The following is a 16,106-nucleotide window of genomic DNA, read 5'->3' as shown; positions in this document are numbered from 1 at the left end:
GACACACTCCAAACTCGGAATCATACTCCTGTGAGGAAGAATATTTAAACAGTTAATCGACTGCTGGATGCCGATCCGTCACGGGTGTGCTGATTTGCTACGAACGTGTCGTCTAATATTAATTTCGCGCGGTATGAATGCCGAGGCCATATCTCTGCGAGCCGACCTGCCCGCAACGTCACACTCAGTTGGCGATATATCGAGCGAGTACGACGATCGGCAGGACCGGGATCACTAACCCCGTCACGATGAGGACGACGGCGACGATCGCCTTCTCGAGCCGGCTCGAGTCGTCCCAGACGGATCGGGAGAGGCTGTCGATTCCTGCCGCAGTTCGCTGTACGAGTCCGGCCATCGCGACTAGCTACCGCGGCAGCGGGTGTAAAGCCTCTTCGTCCGGTTCGGACAGTCATCGGAATCGAACCGAACGCTCGCACGACTCGTCCCGTCGATCGCTCCGGACGCTGACACTCGTTCATCCGTCCGGTCGTCACGCGTCGGTTCTGCCACTCGAGCAACACGATCCGACCCATATGCTCCTGTTACGGCCAGTAGTAGGCTGTTAGTAAATGGCGTGTCCGCCGACCGATCGGTATGCGACTCATTCGGGTCTTCGTTCCCGACGAGGACCGCGAGGCGGTACGGACGGCCCTCTCGGAGATGGAGATCGAGTTCCTCTTCAGCGAGGCCGACGGCCGCCGGGACGGGAGCGTGGCGGAAATCCCGGTTCCGGCGGGTGCCGCGGACACGGTCCTCGAGCACCTGTACGACGCCGGACTCAACGAGGAGACGTACACCGTCGTGACGGACGTCGACCGGGCGAGCGTCCCGAATGCCGAGGAGATAACGGACCGCTACGTCGAGGGACCGAAAGGCCAGCGGGGCGCTTCGCACGCCGAGATCCGGGAGCGCGCGGCGGACCTGACCCCGGACACGGCGACGTACCTCGCGTTTGCGGTCGCGAGCGCAATCGTCGCGGTCGGCGGCCTCCTGCTCGACTCCGCCATCGTCATCGTCGGCGCGATGGTGATCGCGCCCTTTGCGGGGTCGACGCTCTCCGCGAGCGCCGGCGCCGTCATCAGCGACCGCGAGATGGTCGTCGACAGCGCCACGTCACAGGTGACGGGGCTCGTCGTCGCGTACGTCGGCGCGGTCGTGATGAGCGTGTTCTTACAACAGACGGGGTTCGTCCAGCCGACGCTGTCCGTCGGTCGCGTCGGGCAGGTGGGTGCGTTCGCCACGCCGAACCTCCTGACGCTCGTCATCGCCATCGCGGCCGGGTTCGCCGGCGCGCTCGCGCTCGCGACCGATCTCCCCGTCTCGCTGGCCGGCGTCGCCGTCGCGGCGGCCATCGTCCCCGCCGCCGCCGCGGCCGGCATCGGGACGGCCTGGGGCGAGCCGCTCATCGTCGCCGGTGGCGCCGTCTTGCTCCTGATGAACATCGTGTTCATCAACCTCACCGCGTATCTCACGCTCATCGCGCTCGGCTACCGCTCGTCGGTCATCCGCAACGTCCGCGAGAACGCGACGGTCTCGCTGCGCACGGGCGCATACGCCGTCATCGTCCTCCTGTTCCTGATCGTCGTCGCGGTGACGGCCCTCGGAACATACCAGCACCTCGTCTTCGAACAGCAGGTGAACGACGAAGTCCAGAACGTGCTCGACGACCCCGAGTACAATTCGCTGGAACTCGCCGGCGTCCAGACCGAGTACAACGACGCGAGCGTGTTCAGCGACGAAGTCTCGGTGACGGTGACCGTGGGTCGCTCGAGCGGGCTCGAACACGAGGGGCTGGCGGCGGACCTGCGGACCGAGATCGACGCGCAGACGAGTCGGTCGGTCCACGTCGACGTGCGGTTCGTCGACTACCAGCGCGCGGTTGCGGCCGGCGACGCAGCCGACGGGCGGAGCGCGTGGTGGCACGTCGACGAGTGGCTGCCGCGCGTGACGAGTCCCTTATCGGCGCAGCCGATGCCACAGGCTGTGACACTTCCGACGGACCTTGTTGAGGAACGAGCCGACTCGGCGTGACCCGGAGAGGAGCCGGAGCGCGCGGATCGATCGGCCGATGCGGAGTAGTCGGAACGGTCGGAACCACGGGACCGCGGTGAGGATGAGAAACCAGTTCGAGCGAACGAACCGCCTCGGACCCTGATCCGACCACCGGTAGAGGACCGCGATGTCGAGGAGGAAGACGACGAGGAGCCACTGGAGGACGCCGCGAATCGTCCCCGTGAGCGATTCGGAGACGACGAGCAAGTCGACGCTGACCGCGACGTCGACGACGAACAGCACGATCCACGCGAGCGCCACGACCTCGACGAACGGCGGCCACCAGCGCTCGGCGTCCATCTGCTGTCTCGTAGGACGTGGCGAGCAAAAACGTTGCGTCCGGTCGACCGACTGGCTGTCGCTTTCGACTCGCGTTCGGCGTGCCAATACCCGCGGCGGACGGCTACTCGTCTCGAGTGCGAAACGCGCGAACGGTATCCCGCTTGCCCGATTCGGCCTCGACCTCGAGCAGGCCCAGCTCGGTAAACACCCGGTTCCAGTCGCGGTGGTACAGCGGGAAGTCGTCGTTGACGTAGCTCACGTCGAGGTCGTCCGAATCCGACCGGTCGGCCTCGCTGTCGTCGTCGTTCTCGCCCTCGTTTTCGACCGTGATAAGGAGGTCGTCGGTGATCCGGGTCAGGTCCTCGAGCACCCACTCGGCGTCGGGGTGGATGTGCTGGAGCGTCTCGACGGAGTAGACGACGTCGAACCGGTCGTCCGCGAAGTCACCGACGGTGTCCTCGATCGTGTCGTGATAGAACGTGCCGGCGGCGGCGAGGTCGGGGTAGGTCTCTGCCATCACGTCGAAGGCGTCGTCGTTGACGTCGATGCCGTGCAGGTTCTCGAAGCTGTGTTCGTAGAGATGTGCAAGGTGGCGGCCCGAGCTACAGCCGAGTTCGAGGACGGCCGCGTCTCGGTCGACGAACCGATCGAGAATGCCGTGAATCGACTCGCTCCGATGATCCGGTCCGTAGTAGGCGTAATACTCCGGTGAATATGCGCCGGACCGTTCTGCCCACTGACGGCGGACCTCGTTAGAATTCACGTGTGTCGTTCTCGGCGGACACCTAAAGCCTAGTCGACTCGTCCGATTATCGCCGGCCGCTGTCGTCGCCTCCCGCGCGGGGTCCGAGAGCCGAGGACAGACCCCATTTTCGGTCGTTCGAGGCCACCGATAATCCGAGGGTCTACGTGTCTCGTGTGAGGAGTACCACTGTCGAATGACCACAGACCCGTCGCCCGGAACCCGAGATTTTCGGGAGACCGTCCGCTTCTACCTGCTCGATCACCGGACGCCGCTGGGGAAGGCGATCGACATCGCGCTGTTGGTGCTGAACCTCGTGTTCGTCGCGGCCTTCGTCGCGGAAACCTATCCCCTCTCCGACGACCTCCGATCGCTCCTCTGGGGCCTCGAGGTCGCAATTGCCGTCGTCTTTCTGACGGAGTACGTCCTGCGACTGTACGGCGCCGAGGATCGATTCGCGGAGTTTCGCAACCCCTACACGATGGTCGACCTGATCGCGATTCTCCCGACGTTCCTCGTGGCGGGCTTGCCGGGGGTCGCGACGGTCGCCAACGTCGGCTTTCTCCGCGTGGTCCGGGTCGTCCGCGTCCTCCGGTTCTATCGGTTCACGCGGGACGCCGAGTTCTTCTTCGGGACGATCTCGGACAACGCGTTGCGCGCCCTGAAGTTGCTGCTGACGGTGTTGGTGCTCCTGTTCGTCTCCGCCGGCCTGTTCTACAGCGCGGAATACGCCGCGAATCCCGACGTCGCAACGTTCGGCGACGCCTTCTACTACGTCGTGGTCGCCCTGTCGACCGTCGGGTTCGGCGATATCGTCCCGGTCACGACCGCGGGGCGGTGGATTACCGTGGCGGCGATCTTGGCGGGGATAATCGTGCTCCCGTGGCAGGCGAGCAAGATCGTCCGCGAGTGGAGCCACAGGGGGACGGTCAACGTCGCGTGTCCGAACTGCGGGCTATCGTCTCACGACCGGGACGCCTCGCACTGCAAGGCGTGTGGTCACGTCATCTATCAGGAGTTCGAATCCGACAATCACGGCTCCGAATGAGAACGCCTCGAGAGTTTACTTTCGTTCCGAAGGCACCCTGCCCCAACAGCTGTTGGTAACACACAGTGTCTTCGCCGCCGCGCTCGAGGACGGCCGCTCGGTGGTACGACAACTGTCGATACCGTAACGGCCGAAATCGACGGGACAGCCGGTCTGGGTGACCGAAACGACGGCGCGAACGCCAGCGAAACAGCAGAATTGAATCCCGAAATCCCTCCTGAGACGCGGTTTCTACCGACCGATGTCTGTATTTATTCCGTCTCCCTGAGTCCGAATACACGCTCGTCGATGGTGGCATCGACAGGTGACGAAAGTCCGATCGAAAAAATATGAGTTATCAGTCTGGAGTCGAGCGTATGTACTACCGACTCACACATTCCAATAATGTCTGGTAAATACGACCTCGTAATCGTCGGCGGTGGTATCAGTGGCGCGTCCCTCCTGTACACGACCGCGAAGTTCACTGATATCGGCTCGATCGCGCTGATCGAGAAGGAATCGGAGATCGCAGCGATCAACTCCCACCACACGAACAACTCCCAGACCCTCCACTTCGGGGATATCGAGACCAACTACACGCTCGAGAAGGCCGAAGAGGTCAAAGAGGGGGCGGAACTCCTCGCGGGCTATCTGGAGAATCAGGACTCCGACCGGGAGATGCACTCGAAACGCAGCAAGATGGTGCTCGGGGTCGGCGACGAGGAGGTCGCGGAACTCGAGGAGCGCTACGAGGAGGAGGGCTTCGGCGACCTCTTCCCGAAACTCCGACCGATCGACCGCGAGGAGATCGCCGAACTCGAGCCCAAGGTCGTCGAGGGCCGCGACCCCAACACGGACATGCTCGCGCTCCAGACGCCGGACGGCTACGTCGTCGACTACGGCGAGACGACGAAGTCCTTCGTCGAGCAGGCGAGCGAGGAAGCCAACGTCGACGTCTACACCGGGACGAAAGTCGAGGACATCACGCCGACGCTCGACGGATACACGATCGAGACCGATAACGGCCGCTTCGACTCCGACGCCGCCGTCGTCGCCGCCGGCTCGCACAGCCTCCAGATCGCGAAGGAACTCGGCTACGGCCAGGACAAGGTCCTGCTCCCCATCGCCGGGAGCTTCTTCCTCGCGGACGACCTCCTGAACGGGAAGGTCTACACGCTCCAGATGAAGAAGCTGCCCTTCGCCGCGGTCCACGGCGACGCCGACGTCCACGACGGCAGCATCACCCGCTTCGGGCCGACCGCGAAACTCGTGCCCACCCTCGAGCGCGGCCGCATCTCGACGGTCAAGGACTTCCTCGACGTGTTCGGACTGAACGCGGCGGCGTTCCTGAGCTACGCCAACATCCTCTCGGACCGGATCCTCCTGCCGTACGTGCTCCGGAACCTCGTCTACGACCTCCCGAACGTCGGCCGGAAACAGTTCCTGCCCCACGTCCAGAAGGTCGTCCCGAGCGTCGAACTCGAGGACATCGAACGCGCGAAGGGCTACGGCGGCGTCCGGCCCCAGATCGTCGACACGAAGAACAAGTCCCTCGACATGGGCGAGGCCAAAATCGTCGGCGACGACATCATCTTCAACATCACGCCGTCGCCGGGTGCCTCGACCTGTCTCAAGAACGCCATGCGCGACACGCACACGCTGCTCGAGTTCCTCGACGGCGACTACGAGTTCGACGAGGAGGCGTTCCGGTCGGAGACGATCGATAACTTCCCGCGCGGCGACGATTCCGCCGGCAAGAAAGTAGCTGCACCCGATGCCGACGACTAACTGACTGCGCCGGGTCGACTCCGTTCGATCGGTTTCTATTCTCTCTCGTCTCTCGCGCTCGAGCCCTCGCCCATCCGCTCGGTGTAGTCCCAACTGAAGATCTCTCGGGGCTCGATCCGGATCCGAACCTCGTCGCGGTCGTCGTCGAGTAATCGCTGGGCGAGCGGCGAGTCCGTGTCGCCGAGGTAGCGCTCGACGAGGTCGCGCAGGACCGCCGTGGCGTTCTCCGAGGAGACCTCGACGGTTCCGTTGCCCCTGATACCGCGGTAGGGAACCCGATTCGTCGAGATATCGAAGGCGATCGCCGGATCGTTTCGCAGGAAGCGGACCACGTCCGCGGTCGCCCGCGTCGCACACTCGAGCGAGCCGTCACGATAGCGGTACCACAGCGTGACGAGCCAGAGCGAGCCGTCCGGCCGGTGGGTGGCGAGTCGGATCGGGATTTCCGCCTCCTGCAGGAAGGCCTCGACCTCGTCCTCGGTCCACGCGCCGCGGAAGTCGGTCATGCTCGAGACCTTCGCGGCGGACCGTTGAAAACGTTCGACCTAACGGCGGCTCTCGATTCGGGCCCCGACGCTGCTAGTTTGGCTCTGCGTCCTCGTCTGGGCCGGCTCTCGTCCCGCTTCGGAGTCGGTCACGCCGGCGTCGTCCGCCGATCCGAGTATGTCCGTCCGGAACGTCCGTTCGTACGAGAGGAACTCGAGCGGGACCTCCCGTTGACTGCCGCCGTACTCGAGGGTCGCGGTGAAGTCGACGGTCAGGTTCGAGGTCTCGTCGTTCCGGACGTGCGTGACCCACCACTCGTCGAGTTCGTCGGTGTCGATCGCCGCGCCGGCCTCGAGCGTCTGGGTACTGTCCGGCGAGAGTACGAACTGTTCGCCGGCGACGCCCTGTCCCACGACGATCCCGTTCAACCGGACGGTGTACCCGATCTCCGCGATCGGAATCGGGAGCGGCGTCGGATTGGTTACGGTCGCCGACGCCTCGATCGGCGTCCGGTTGGCGGTGGCGTTGCCCCACCGAGCGTCCGTCGCTTCGACGACGAACAGCGTCTGCCCGCTGGCGCGAAATTCGCGTCGCTCGTCGGTCTGCAACGGCTCGAGCAGATCCGTCTGCACGGTCCGGGTTCGCGTCCACCGGTCCGCCGGATACTGGACACCCGCGTAGTCGACGACGATGTCCGGGTCGATCCGTACCGTGGTCGTCTCGTCGTTCGCGACGTGGGAGGCCCACCAGTCCGGGATCTCGTCGTTGTCGATCCACGTCGACACGGACACCTCGCTCTCGCGACCGGCGACGGCCACGCCCTCCTCGCGCCCCGTCGCGACCTCAATGTCGTTGAGTCGGACCGTATACGAGACGTCCGCCGCGGCGTCGCCGACGCGAAGCAACCGCGGGTTGTCGACGGTGACGGTGGTCTCCACTTCGGTTCGCTCGCTCGTGACGGTTCCCCACTCGTTGTCGACCGATTCGACTCGCGGCCGGTCCACCGCGAGCAGCCCGTAGCCCGCGGCTGCGACGATCAGGCCGATCGCGACGAGAATCACCATCCACGTCCGGCGGCCGGGTCCCATCTATCGAATCCCCCGCACGGCCGTAGTTCGACCCGCGCGTTACACGTTCAAGCCGTTGAAGTCCGGGGGGATTGGTTGTGCGGTGGCCGGTTCGCGGCTCGAGACCGGGGACGGGTACCGAGTTCGATATCGGCCCCGCCGGCCGCTCGACGACCGCGGACTGGGCAGTCGCAGGCACCATCACCATCGCAACGCAGTACCTATGACGGTCCGATTGCGGGTTCCAGTACGATTTCCATGAGACGACGAGTGCTCGGCGCGATTTCGGCCGCAGTCGCATTGACACTCCCCTGGGTCGTCGTGTCGGGGGCCACCGATCTCCTCCCTCGGCTCGCGACGGTCGCCGGGTTCGAGTACCAACCGCCGGTCGCGCTCACCACCCTGTCGACGCTCGGGACGGTAATCGTGACCGGGCTCGCCGTCCTCGGCGCGGCGTTCCTCCTCGCGTGGGCCGCGGAAACGGCTGAAAAGGACGTCCCACAGGCGTTCGCGATCGCGGTGCTCGCGGTGTTAGCGGTCGCGCCCGAGTACGCCGTCGACGCGCTCTACGCGTGGAACGCGGGCGTGTTCGCGGGCACCGAGCGCGGGATCGAGGCCGGCAACCTGGCCGTCGCCAACATGACCGGCGCGAACCGGATCCTCATCGGTATCGGCTGGGCCGGCGTCGCCCTCTTTACGATCTTCCGCCGGGGTTCGACCGCCGATCCCGCGGTCGAGCAGCGATCCGGCCGCTTCTCCGACGTCGTCGTCCTCGATCGGGAGATCGGCCTCGAGATCGTCTTTCTGCTGCTTGCGACGCTCTGGGCATTTCTCGTCCCGCTCAACGGCGGTATCGACATCTTCGACATGCTGTTTCTGGTCGGCCTGTACGTCTGCTACATCGCGGTGATCCTCCGCGGCGAGGTCGAACCGGACATGGACCACGTCGGCGTCCCGGCGTACCTCCAGAACTTTTCGAAGCCGCGCCGGATCGCGACCGTCTTCCTCCTCTTTGCCTACTCGGGCCTGTTGATCTTCACGGCCGTCGAGCCGTTCGCCCACGGCCTCGAGTCCCTCGGCGAGAGCGTCGGCATTCCCTCGTTTTTCATGATCCAGTGGATCGCGCCGCTGGCCTCCGAAGCGCCGGAACTCATCGTCGTCGTCTATCTGGTGAACAAGGCCCGCTCGACGGCGGGCTTTAACGCCCTGATCTCCTCGAAGCTCAACCAGTGGACGCTGCTCATCGGGACCCTCGTCGTCGTGCACTCGATCGCGCTGGGAGAGTACGGCGTTCTCTCGTTCGACTTCAAGCAGTCGGCCGAAATCTGGCTCACCGCCGCGCAGTCGTTCTTCGCCATCTCGCTGCTGATCCGGTTCGAAATCTCGGTCGGCGAAGCCCTCACGCTGCTCGCACTGTTCCTCTCGCAGGTCTTCCTCGAGTTCGCCATCATCCGCGAGTTCGTCACCCTGCCGGTCTCGAGCACCCAACTCCTGCTCGTCTACAGCGCGATTTACCTCGTGCTCGGGACGGCGCTGTTCGTCAGCCGCCGGCGGGCGCTCGGTCGGCTCGTCCGGCGAACCGCGGGGACGGTCGGCGACGCGATGTCGATCGGCGGGGAGAAGCCCCAGAGCGCCGACGACTGAAGTCGCCGGCCATAAGTCTACGTTCGTAGCTGTCGTCGTCCCTGTCGATGCTCTCGAGCGGTCCGCTGCGGTCGGAGACGGCGCTCACGATCGCGGCCGCGATCGCTCTCGCCGCCGTTCACCTCCTCGCCGGTCGGCTTGGCGTCGGCGGCCGAATTCCCCGGAGCCGATGGCTGTCGATCGCCGGCGGCGTCTCGGTCGCGTACGTGTTCGTCCACCTCCTGCCCGAGGTCCGGGAGGCCGCGGCGACGCTCGCGGAACGCGGACCGGCGACCGGCGTCGCCGAACACCACGGCTATCTGATCGCCCTCCTCGGGTTCGTCGTGTTCTACGGCCTCGAGCAACTCGCTCGTCTGACCACCGACGACCGGAGACGAGAGGACGAGACTACCGGAGCGAGGCTGTTCTGGGTCCACGTCGGCTCGTTCGCCGCCTACAACGGTATCGTCGGCTATCTCCTGTGGGATCGCGAACTCGGTAGTCTGTTCCTGTTTTCCGTCGCGATGGCGCTGCACTTTCTGGTTACGGACGACGGCCTCCGGACCCATCACGGCGCGACGTACCACCGCCGCGGTCGGTGGGTGCTGTCGGCGGCGGTGATCGCCGGATTCGGAGCCGGCTACGTCCTCGAGGAGACCGAACTCCTCCTCGCGGTGTTCGTGCCGTTTCTGGCCGGCGGCATCGTTCTCAACGTGATCAAGGAAGAACTGCCGTCCGACCGCGAGAGCCGGTTCTGGGCGTTCGCGGGCGGTGCGGCGGGCTATGCCGTCCTGTTGCTCTTCGTTTGAGTTCGGCCGATCGTCGCACCCAGCAGACGCGGCCGACTGCGGTCGGTCCCGAACCCCAAACGGGAGCGTTTTACCATCTCGCCGTAATCCTCCGCTATGAAACTTCGACGGCCGCGCCGGCCGCGCGATTTCCGGCTCGCGGACTCGGCACAGCAGATCGTCGGCGGGTTCCTGCTCGCCGGCCCCTTCGTGGTTACCGAGGAGGTCTGGGACCTCGCGAAGAGCATGAACCTCTTTCAGGCGATCGGAACGGTGATCGTGGTGTTCGGCATCGGCTACGGGGCACTGTACACGGCCGATACGACTCGCGACCCGGACGACGAACAGGAGGTCGTCGGCGTCCCGCTTCGGTTCATCTCGCTGATGATCGTCTCGTTCGGCGCGGTAGCGCTGCTCGCGCTGTTACTCGACGCACCCGATACCTTCCTCGGGGACGAGACGACCAGCGTCGCCGTGAAGACGACGATCAAGGCCGTGAGCGTCGGCTCGGTGTTCAGCGTCGTCGGCGCGGCGACGGCCGACAGCATCTTCTCGAAGTAACGCCGGTCGTCCGGTCTCAGAGGTGCGAGTCGTCGTACGACTCCTTGGATCGCTCCGCGTGTGCGTTGCCGCAATCACTGCACTCCAGCCGTTCCATGTTGTCCATCGAGACGTCGAGCGAGCCGCAGTTCGCACAGTAATACCCGTACTGTTCCGTGCGGTCTTCGTCCTCGTAGGTGACGAAAAACGACGCCGCGGTGCCGGATTCTTCCTCCTCGCGAGCGATATAGAGCGTCTCGTCGCCGTCGGTCGCCGTCAGGGTTCCGTCGACCGTCTCCGTCTCGGGGAACTCGTCGGTCTGTGCGTCCTCGCCGTCCGCTCGCGATTCCGTCGGGAGGGCCACGTCGACGTCCGCGTCCGCGTACACGTACTTCACGAGGGACTCACCGGCGACCTCGATGCGCCGGTCCCCGTTGTGCTCGAGGCCGAAGCGCTCGACGAACTGGTGGCCCTCGGTGTTCGCCTCGAGGACGGTGGCGCAGACGTGCTCGGCCCCCCGATCGCGGAGCGTCTCGCTCGCGGTCTCGTAGAGCTCCGTCCCGATCCCCTTCCCTCGATGTTCGGGATCGACGAAGAGCCAGTTCACTTCGCCCCACTCGTCCTCGAGTCGGCCTTCGACGAACCCGGCGATGACCGTGCCCTCGATCTCATCGCCGGTCTCGACGACGTGGAGCAGCGTGCCCTCGTCGTCGATCTTGTCGGCCACGGCGTCGTCGCCGAACTGATCGTCGGTCATCCCGTCGATCTGTCCCGGACTGAGCCTGAACGACGTCGTCATCGAACTGTCTATGACTTCCCGAATCCGCTCGGCTTCGTCCGGCTCCGGTTCCCGAATCTCCATATCGGATACTCGGTATCGTCCCGGATAAGATGGCTGCAGGCGGGGACAGGCGGACTTATTTGGGGAGCCAACCCCGTCGGCCTGCCGGCCGCCGCCTCGCCTCGACCCCGCGTGAACCGGACCGCTCGAGCGGGAGTTACGCGTCGCCGCTGCCGGTGACGACCACCGGGCGGTCCGAACTGAGGATAATTCCCTGCGTCGTGCTGCCGAAGATCGCCTTCCCGACCGGCGAGCGCTTCCGGCCGCCGAGGACGATCGAGTCGACGTCGTAGTCCTCGGCCGCCTCGAGGATATCGTCTTCCGTGTCGCCGCTGTCCTCGAGGACTGTCACTTCGATGTCGGCGTCCTCGAGGGCCTCCTGTGCGCGGCGAACGGAGCCGATCCGCGAGGCCGATTTGAACTTCTCGAACTCCTGTGGGAGGTCGTCGCTGTCCTCGGTGAAGACGAACAGGAGGTAGGCCTCGACCGCTTGTGCGGCGTCGGGCAGCGACGCGACGTAGTCGGCCTGTGCCAGCGCACGGTCCTCGTTGGTATCGACGGGTATCAAGACGCGATACATGGACAACAGTTCGCATGGCCGGGTTATAAAATCGACTCCGATTCCCGCTGCTCGACGGTGGCTCCGCGAGCGAGTGTACCCGCCGCGTTCGCGTCTCCGCGGTCAGTTCAGTCCGCTTCGGTTTCCTCGTCTTCCTCCTCGTCGGCGGCTCCGCCGGTCGATTCCTCGTCCGCTTCGCCCTCGTCCTCGCCCTCGACCTCGACCTCGGCTTCGACTTCGATCGTCAGCCCGCCGGCCTCGAGTTCGCCCTCGAACTCGCGTTCGTCCCCGACTTCCATCTCGAGTTCGGTGGTGTCCACTTCGACTTCGACCTCCACGTCGACGGTGACTTCGGCGTCGTCCATACCTGCCCTTCGCTCGACTTCCCTATAGGGATACCGCGCGTTTTCGCGGACTGTATTCTCCCCCCCCCGGGTCCGGAACGTATTTTTAGGCTGGCCGAAAAGAGGGTGTATGACCGATCCCGTCCGGGTAACGCTCGAGGGGACCGACGACTCGACGTCCGTTCGCGTCTACGGCGACGAGGGCGACGTTTCGACCGGCGACGCCACGTTTCGGTTCAGCGTCGACGGAGACAGGGAGGGGGACTCGAGCGACGATCGCGCAGACGACCGGTCCGCCGACGCCGATGGGAAGAACGATGACCCCCGCCGCATCGTGCCGCTCGCCGACGTTCCGACGAACGGAACGCTCCGGTGTGAGGCCCGGTGCGACCGCCGCGGGACGGAACTGATCCTCCGGCGGGACGGAAGCGATGTGTCCGCGTGGCGCAACTCCTGTCCGCACAAGCCTGAGGTCCGACTCGATCCCGGAACCGGCGCGATCGTCCGCGACGATCAACTGGTATGTCACGAACACGGCGCGCGCTTCGAGTGCGACGACGGCGTCTGTACGGCCGGCCCGTGTCGCGGCGACGCCCTCGAGACCGTCGCGGTCGCCGTTCGCGACGGGGCCGTCTACCTGACCGACGACCGGTTCGATTCCTGTCGCCGATTGGACGACCGGCGGGCGTGAGATCACCGCGACGGGTGAAGTTCACGGTTGCGTACGTTTCACCGAGCGAACCGTGCACTTCTTTTGCGACTCGATCCAAACAACAGTATGTCTCCACCGATCGAGGACGCGATTACCGTTCTGTTGGTCGAACCTAACCCCGGTGACGCGCGCCTGTTCTCCGAATCGTTCGAGGACGCCAACATCGCGAGCCGGATCCACACCGTCACCGGGGGCGAGGCGGCGCTCGACTTCGTCCACCAGCGCGGCGAGCACGTGGACAGCCCCCGACCGGACATGATCCTGCTCGACTTCCAACTCCCCGACGTGGACGGCGCGGACGTGCTCTCCGAACTCAAATCCGCAGAGGCGCTGCGCTCGATCCCCGTGATCGTGATGACGAGTTCGGCGACCGAAGAGGACATCGCCCGCTCCTACGACCTCCACGCGAACGCGTACGTCCAGAAACCGGTCGAACCGGACGAGTTCATCGAACTCGGCCGCTCGTTCGAAAACTTCTGGCTAACCTTCGTCCGACTCCCCGGCGAGTAGCCCCGACGGAGCCGACCTCGCTCCCTTTCGCCCGAGGTTGCCCGCTCAAAAACCGACCCGTTCCGACCGTCCCTACGACTCGAGCCAGTCGGGCAATTCGTTGATCGACTCGAGGACCGCCGCCGCGCCCTCGGTCTCGTATTTCCGCCGCCCCTCCGCGCCGGTCAGCCCGCCGGTGAGGACGCCGATCCCGCGGTACTCGCGATCGGGGTCGGCCTCGCTGGCGTTGACCGCCGTCCGAATATCGTCTAACGTGTCGCCGACGAAGACGACGGACGCAGCGTCGAACCGCTCCGCGAGCGTTGTCAGCGCGCGCGGGTGGGGTTTGCCCTCCTCCCAGTCGTCCATCGTGAAGCGATGGTCGAGCGGGATCGCGTCGTCGAGTCCCACCCGATCCAAGGCGATCTCGGCCTCGGCTGCCGGGCGGCCGGTCAGGACGCCCACGTCGTAGCCCTCGAGCAGCCGGTCCCGGGCTTCGGGCTCGAGCAACACCGGCTCGTCGTGGATGAATCCTGGCGTCTCGCGCTCGAGGTCGGGCTCGCCGCCCTCGAGTCCCCGGTAGAGTTCGTCGCCGAGGTACAGTTGCTGGAAGACGTCGCGGAGCCGCTCGCGGTCCCACCGATTCGTCACGCGCTGGGTTGCCCGCGCGCCGATCGCCTCGCGGACGACGGTTTCGGCCGCCTCGAGGCCGCCGCCGTTCGTAGCGATCGCGTCGGTAAAGTCCGACAGCGACTCGCCATACCCCTCCTCGGTCGCGAGGACGTAGAGTGCGGCAGCGTGGGTCAGTTCCCAGTCGTTGTTGAACCCGCCGGCGTCTTTGAACTGCTGGATGTCGTCCTTGCGGATCGTCCGATCGTAGACCGCCTCGACGGACTCGACGATCGCCCGACGGTAGGAGTCGGCAACGTCGACGAGCACCCCGTCGATGTCGAGGATGACGGCGTCTGCGTTCATACTCCCTCGAACGGGCCGGCGGGGATAAATAACTCCGATTTCAGACCGGGCCGAGCCCCACGACCCACGCCGCCACGACGAACAGGCCGGCCGCGTAGAGGAGGTCCGCCCACAGCCACGACAGCAGGTTCGCCACGTAGATCACGGCGACGAACGGAACGCCGAGCAGAACGCGGGGCGACCGCCGCCACTCCGCCCGCGAGCGGTTCCAGAGCGTATTCGCGTCGCCGGTGCTCGGAAACGCGTGCATGCCGATCGAGAGGCCGAGCCAGCCGAGTGCGACCGCCGCGGCGACCGTCCCGAGAGATGCCGTTCGTAACTCGCCCGTCGTCTCGAGGAGCACGGCGAGGCCGAGAAAGGCGGCAAACGCGGCGAGGGTGTTGACCAGAAACGGCGCGACGCTGACGACGAACGACTCCCGATACCGCTCGGGGTGGCCGTGGCGGACGTACCCCGGCGGATTCCCGACCCGGAAGTACGCGACCTCGAGGACGGGAACGCCGACGAGGTCGCAGGCCTGCTTGTGGGCGAACTCGTGGACGACGACGCCGGGGACGGTAAAGAGACGGAACAGACCCCAGAAGAGCGTGCTGATGCCGACAAGTACCACGGTGAGCGCGATGGCGGCAGCCACGAGCCCGATGGGAGACGCGAGTAGATCGGCGTTCACGTTCGCTGGAAGGATTCGAACGGAAATAATTCATTCGCGCGAACGTCTCGCAGCTCTCGGTGAGACCGTCTCGGCGCGCCTCGATGACTTACTCCGAAAGCGTGCGAGCCACGTACAGCGTCCCCGTCTCGATCGTCACCCGTTCGACCGGCACCGCGGGCTGATCGCCGCCCAGCGTCGTGAACAGGAAGTCGGTGTCGGCCTCTCGCGCCGCCTCGAGCGCCGGCCGGTGGAGTTCCGGCGGAAGGTTCCGCGCGTACACCGCGTCCGCGTCGGCGTAGACCGACGGGTCGGGGTCGACGATATCGTCGCGGACGAATCTCACACCCGCTGGTACGTCGCGATCGTGGATGTCCGTCGCAGTGACGGAAACGCCGCGTTTCGCGAGCTCTCGAGCCACCTCGGTCCGCCGGCCGATCCCGATCTCGACTACCTGTTCGTACTCGTCAACGTAATCGATTATTGCATCGAGATTCCGGCGAGAGTGGGCCACGGCGGGACGTTTATGCCACCCGCGGCCATAGCCCTTGCTATGCTCGTCGATATCGTGCCGGTCGGCAACGTCCCCGCAGCGGTCAAGCGGGCGGCCTCTACCGCGTTGCGATCGGTTTACGACTGCGACGTGTCGATCAACGACTCGCAGTCGGTCCCCAACGGAGCCTACGACTCCGATCGGAACCAGTACTCAGCGGAGACGTTCATCCAGCTCGCCGAGCGGGTCGGCCGCGGGCAGAAAAACATCGCCATCACCCCTCACGATCTCTTCTACCGCCGCCGCAACTACGTCTTCGGGCTCGCCTATCTCGACGGCAGCGGTAGCGTCGTCTCCACGTATCGACTGCAGACCTCGAGCGACGGCGGCTTCTCGAACCAGAGCGCCGCCGACATCTTCGAGGACCGCGTCCGCAAGGAAATCGTCCACGAGATCGGCCACACCTACGGCCTCGAGCACTGCGACAACAACCGCTGTGTCATGAACTTCTCGCCGACCGTCCGCGAAGTCGACATCAAAGAAGAGAACCTCTGTGGCAGCTGTCAACGGCTGATTAGCTGAGTTCCGTTTTTCGTTTCGGATCAATACCGAAGATAGGACCGATCCGCGAAGGACTCGAGTCGGCGAC

The 16,106-nt window shown here is 65.3% G+C and carries 20 protein-coding genes; 9 read left to right on the top strand and 11 right to left on the bottom strand.

The window, feature by feature from the left end; genetic code table 11:
* Positions 1 to 184: 184 nt before the first annotated feature.
* Entirely contained in the window at positions 185 to 355 is a 171-nt protein-coding gene (locus ACT4ML_RS04725) for a hypothetical protein (RefSeq protein ID WP_444719817.1), read from the bottom strand.
* A gap of 239 nt (positions 356 to 594) precedes the next feature.
* On the opposite strand from ACT4ML_RS04725, the gene ACT4ML_RS04720 reads away from it, so the two are divergent.
* Positions 595 to 2,031 carry a DUF389 domain-containing protein gene (locus ACT4ML_RS04720; RefSeq protein WP_444719816.1) on the top strand — a complete coding sequence of 479 codons (1,437 nt, stop codon included), beginning with the start codon at positions 595 to 597 and terminating at the stop codon, positions 2,029 to 2,031.
* Here the strand turns inward: ACT4ML_RS04720 and ACT4ML_RS04715 are convergent.
* A complete protein-coding gene (locus ACT4ML_RS04715; protein WP_444719815.1) occupies positions 1,957 to 2,352 on the bottom strand; it encodes a hypothetical protein in 396 nt (131 codons plus the stop codon). The two genes, ACT4ML_RS04720 and ACT4ML_RS04715, sit on opposite strands and share 75 nt — an antisense overlap.
* 103 nt (positions 2,353 to 2,455) lie before the next feature.
* Positions 2,456 to 3,097 carry a class I SAM-dependent methyltransferase gene (locus tag ACT4ML_RS04710; protein ID WP_444719814.1) on the bottom strand — a complete coding sequence of 214 codons (642 nt, stop codon included), beginning with the start codon at positions 3,095 to 3,097 and terminating at the stop codon, positions 2,456 to 2,458.
* Positions 3,098 to 3,272: 175 nt separating this feature from the next.
* Between ACT4ML_RS04710 and ACT4ML_RS04705 the strand changes: the two genes are divergently transcribed.
* On the top strand, positions 3,273 to 4,124 hold the full coding sequence (locus ACT4ML_RS04705; protein ID WP_444719813.1) for an ion transporter: 852 nt from the start codon (positions 3,273 to 3,275) through the stop codon (positions 4,122 to 4,124).
* Positions 4,125 to 4,508: 384 nt separating this feature from the next.
* Positions 4,509 to 5,891 (top strand): FAD-dependent oxidoreductase, encoded by a 1,383-nt coding sequence (locus ACT4ML_RS04700; protein ID WP_444719812.1) that lies wholly within the window; start codon positions 4,509 to 4,511, stop codon positions 5,889 to 5,891.
* 35 nt (positions 5,892 to 5,926) lie between these two features.
* Here the strand turns inward: ACT4ML_RS04700 and ACT4ML_RS04695 are convergent, their stop codons facing one another.
* Both ACT4ML_RS04695 and ACT4ML_RS04690 read right to left on the bottom strand, forming a co-directional pair.
* Entirely contained in the window at positions 5,927 to 6,397 is a 471-nt protein-coding gene (locus tag ACT4ML_RS04695; protein WP_444719811.1) for a pyridoxamine 5'-phosphate oxidase family protein, read from the bottom strand.
* 39 nt (positions 6,398 to 6,436) lie between these two features.
* On the bottom strand, positions 6,437 to 7,465 hold the full coding sequence (locus ACT4ML_RS04690; protein ID WP_444719810.1) for an LEA type 2 family protein: 1,029 nt from the start codon (positions 7,463 to 7,465) through the stop codon (positions 6,437 to 6,439).
* A gap of 237 nt (positions 7,466 to 7,702) precedes the next feature.
* On the opposite strand from ACT4ML_RS04690, the gene ACT4ML_RS04685 reads away from it, so the two are divergent.
* From ACT4ML_RS04685 to ACT4ML_RS04675, 3 genes are all read left to right on the top strand, one after another.
* Complete coding sequence (locus tag ACT4ML_RS04685) at positions 7,703 to 9,088, top strand: sodium:calcium antiporter (RefSeq protein ID WP_444719809.1); 1,386 nt, start codon at positions 7,703 to 7,705, stop codon at positions 9,086 to 9,088.
* A 47-nt stretch (positions 9,089 to 9,135) separates the two neighbouring features.
* Complete coding sequence (locus ACT4ML_RS04680; RefSeq protein WP_444719808.1) at positions 9,136 to 9,876, top strand: hypothetical protein; 741 nt, start codon at positions 9,136 to 9,138, stop codon at positions 9,874 to 9,876.
* 96 nt (positions 9,877 to 9,972) lie between these two features.
* A complete protein-coding gene (locus ACT4ML_RS04675) occupies positions 9,973 to 10,416 on the top strand; it encodes a DUF2391 family protein (RefSeq protein ID WP_138243636.1) in 444 nt (147 codons plus the stop codon).
* A gap of 16 nt (positions 10,417 to 10,432) precedes the next feature.
* On the opposite strand, the gene ACT4ML_RS04670 is transcribed toward ACT4ML_RS04675, so the two are convergent.
* The 3 genes from ACT4ML_RS04670 to ACT4ML_RS04660 all read right to left on the bottom strand — a co-directional run bounded on the left by ACT4ML_RS04670 (position 10,433) and on the right by ACT4ML_RS04660 (position 12,160).
* Positions 10,433 to 11,257: a GNAT family N-acetyltransferase gene (locus ACT4ML_RS04670; protein WP_444719807.1), complete on the bottom strand. Its 825-nt coding sequence runs from the start codon at positions 11,255 to 11,257 to the stop codon at positions 10,433 to 10,435.
* A gap of 136 nt (positions 11,258 to 11,393) precedes the next feature.
* Positions 11,394 to 11,816, bottom strand: coding sequence for a universal stress protein (locus tag ACT4ML_RS04665; RefSeq protein WP_444719806.1), 423 nt, complete (start codon positions 11,814 to 11,816; stop codon positions 11,394 to 11,396).
* 107 nt (positions 11,817 to 11,923) lie between these two features.
* Positions 11,924 to 12,160 carry a hypothetical protein gene (locus tag ACT4ML_RS04660; RefSeq protein ID WP_444719805.1) on the bottom strand — a complete coding sequence of 79 codons (237 nt, stop codon included), beginning with the start codon at positions 12,158 to 12,160 and terminating at the stop codon, positions 11,924 to 11,926.
* A gap of 109 nt (positions 12,161 to 12,269) precedes the next feature.
* Here ACT4ML_RS04660 and ACT4ML_RS04655 point away from each other — a divergent pair, with 109 nt between their 5' ends.
* A complete protein-coding gene (locus ACT4ML_RS04655) occupies positions 12,270 to 12,830 on the top strand; it encodes a Rieske (2Fe-2S) protein (RefSeq protein ID WP_444719804.1) in 561 nt (186 codons plus the stop codon).
* An 87-nt stretch (positions 12,831 to 12,917) separates the two neighbouring features.
* A complete protein-coding gene (locus tag ACT4ML_RS04650) occupies positions 12,918 to 13,361 on the top strand; it encodes a response regulator (RefSeq protein WP_138243640.1) in 444 nt (147 codons plus the stop codon).
* A 72-nt stretch (positions 13,362 to 13,433) separates the two neighbouring features.
* Here ACT4ML_RS04650 and ACT4ML_RS04645 read toward each other — a convergent pair whose 3' ends face one another.
* The 3 genes from ACT4ML_RS04645 to ACT4ML_RS04635 all read right to left on the bottom strand — a co-directional run bounded on the left by ACT4ML_RS04645 (position 13,434) and on the right by ACT4ML_RS04635 (position 15,478).
* The gene (locus ACT4ML_RS04645; protein WP_444719803.1) at positions 13,434 to 14,315 is read right to left on the bottom strand and encodes a TIGR01548 family HAD-type hydrolase; all 882 of its coding nucleotides are present in this window, start codon (positions 14,313 to 14,315) and stop codon (positions 13,434 to 13,436) included.
* Positions 14,316 to 14,355: 40 nt separating this feature from the next.
* A complete protein-coding gene (locus ACT4ML_RS04640; RefSeq protein WP_444719802.1) occupies positions 14,356 to 14,985 on the bottom strand; it encodes a DUF3267 domain-containing protein in 630 nt (209 codons plus the stop codon).
* 88 nt (positions 14,986 to 15,073) lie between these two features.
* Positions 15,074 to 15,478: a UPF0146 family protein gene (locus tag ACT4ML_RS04635; protein ID WP_444719801.1), complete on the bottom strand. Its 405-nt coding sequence runs from the start codon at positions 15,476 to 15,478 to the stop codon at positions 15,074 to 15,076.
* A 39-nt stretch (positions 15,479 to 15,517) separates the two neighbouring features.
* Between ACT4ML_RS04635 and ACT4ML_RS04630 the strand changes: the two genes are divergently transcribed.
* On the top strand, positions 15,518 to 16,039 hold the full coding sequence (locus ACT4ML_RS04630) for an archaemetzincin family Zn-dependent metalloprotease (RefSeq protein ID WP_006430375.1): 522 nt from the start codon (positions 15,518 to 15,520) through the stop codon (positions 16,037 to 16,039).
* The last annotated feature ends 67 nt before the right edge of the window (positions 16,040 to 16,106 follow it).

This window comes from Natrinema sp. LN54, assembly GCF_052439245.1.
In the GTDB taxonomy this organism is placed as follows: domain Archaea; phylum Halobacteriota; class Halobacteria; order Halobacteriales; family Natrialbaceae; genus Natrinema; species Natrinema versiforme_A.
Note: the sequence above shows the minus strand (reverse complement) of the source record. Positions and strands in the feature narration are given on the sequence as shown.

Excerpts from the sequence above, each read along its gene's own strand:
- ACT4ML_RS04725 (WP_444719817.1), bottom strand. The coding sequence starts at position 355 with ATGGCCGGACTCGTACAGCGAACTGCGGCAGGAATCGACAGCCTCTCC.
- ACT4ML_RS04720 (WP_444719816.1), top strand. The coding sequence starts at position 595 with ATGCGACTCATTCGGGTCTTCGTTCCCGACGAGGACCGCGAGGCGGTA.
- ACT4ML_RS04715 (WP_444719815.1), bottom strand. The coding sequence starts at position 2,352 with ATGGACGCCGAGCGCTGGTGGCCGCCGTTCGTCGAGGTCGTGGCGCTC.
- ACT4ML_RS04705 (WP_444719813.1), top strand. The coding sequence starts at position 3,273 with ATGACCACAGACCCGTCGCCCGGAACCCGAGATTTTCGGGAGACCGTC.
- ACT4ML_RS04700 (WP_444719812.1), top strand. The coding sequence starts at position 4,509 with ATGTCTGGTAAATACGACCTCGTAATCGTCGGCGGTGGTATCAGTGGC.
- ACT4ML_RS04695 (WP_444719811.1), bottom strand. The coding sequence starts at position 6,397 with ATGACCGACTTCCGCGGCGCGTGGACCGAGGACGAGGTCGAGGCCTTC.
- ACT4ML_RS04690 (WP_444719810.1), bottom strand. The coding sequence starts at position 7,465 with ATGGGACCCGGCCGCCGGACGTGGATGGTGATTCTCGTCGCGATCGGC.
- ACT4ML_RS04685 (WP_444719809.1), top strand. The coding sequence starts at position 7,703 with ATGAGACGACGAGTGCTCGGCGCGATTTCGGCCGCAGTCGCATTGACA.
- ACT4ML_RS04680 (WP_444719808.1), top strand. The coding sequence starts at position 9,136 with ATGCTCTCGAGCGGTCCGCTGCGGTCGGAGACGGCGCTCACGATCGCG.
- ACT4ML_RS04675 (WP_138243636.1), top strand. The coding sequence starts at position 9,973 with ATGAAACTTCGACGGCCGCGCCGGCCGCGCGATTTCCGGCTCGCGGAC.
- ACT4ML_RS04670 (WP_444719807.1), bottom strand. The coding sequence starts at position 11,257 with ATGGAGATTCGGGAACCGGAGCCGGACGAAGCCGAGCGGATTCGGGAA.
- ACT4ML_RS04665 (WP_444719806.1), bottom strand. The coding sequence starts at position 11,816 with ATGTATCGCGTCTTGATACCCGTCGATACCAACGAGGACCGTGCGCTG.
- ACT4ML_RS04660 (WP_444719805.1), bottom strand. The coding sequence starts at position 12,160 with ATGGACGACGCCGAAGTCACCGTCGACGTGGAGGTCGAAGTCGAAGTG.
- ACT4ML_RS04655 (WP_444719804.1), top strand. The coding sequence starts at position 12,270 with ATGACCGATCCCGTCCGGGTAACGCTCGAGGGGACCGACGACTCGACG.
- ACT4ML_RS04650 (WP_138243640.1), top strand. The coding sequence starts at position 12,918 with ATGTCTCCACCGATCGAGGACGCGATTACCGTTCTGTTGGTCGAACCT.
- ACT4ML_RS04645 (WP_444719803.1), bottom strand. The coding sequence starts at position 14,315 with ATGAACGCAGACGCCGTCATCCTCGACATCGACGGGGTGCTCGTCGAC.
- ACT4ML_RS04630 (WP_006430375.1), top strand. The coding sequence starts at position 15,518 with ATGCTCGTCGATATCGTGCCGGTCGGCAACGTCCCCGCAGCGGTCAAG.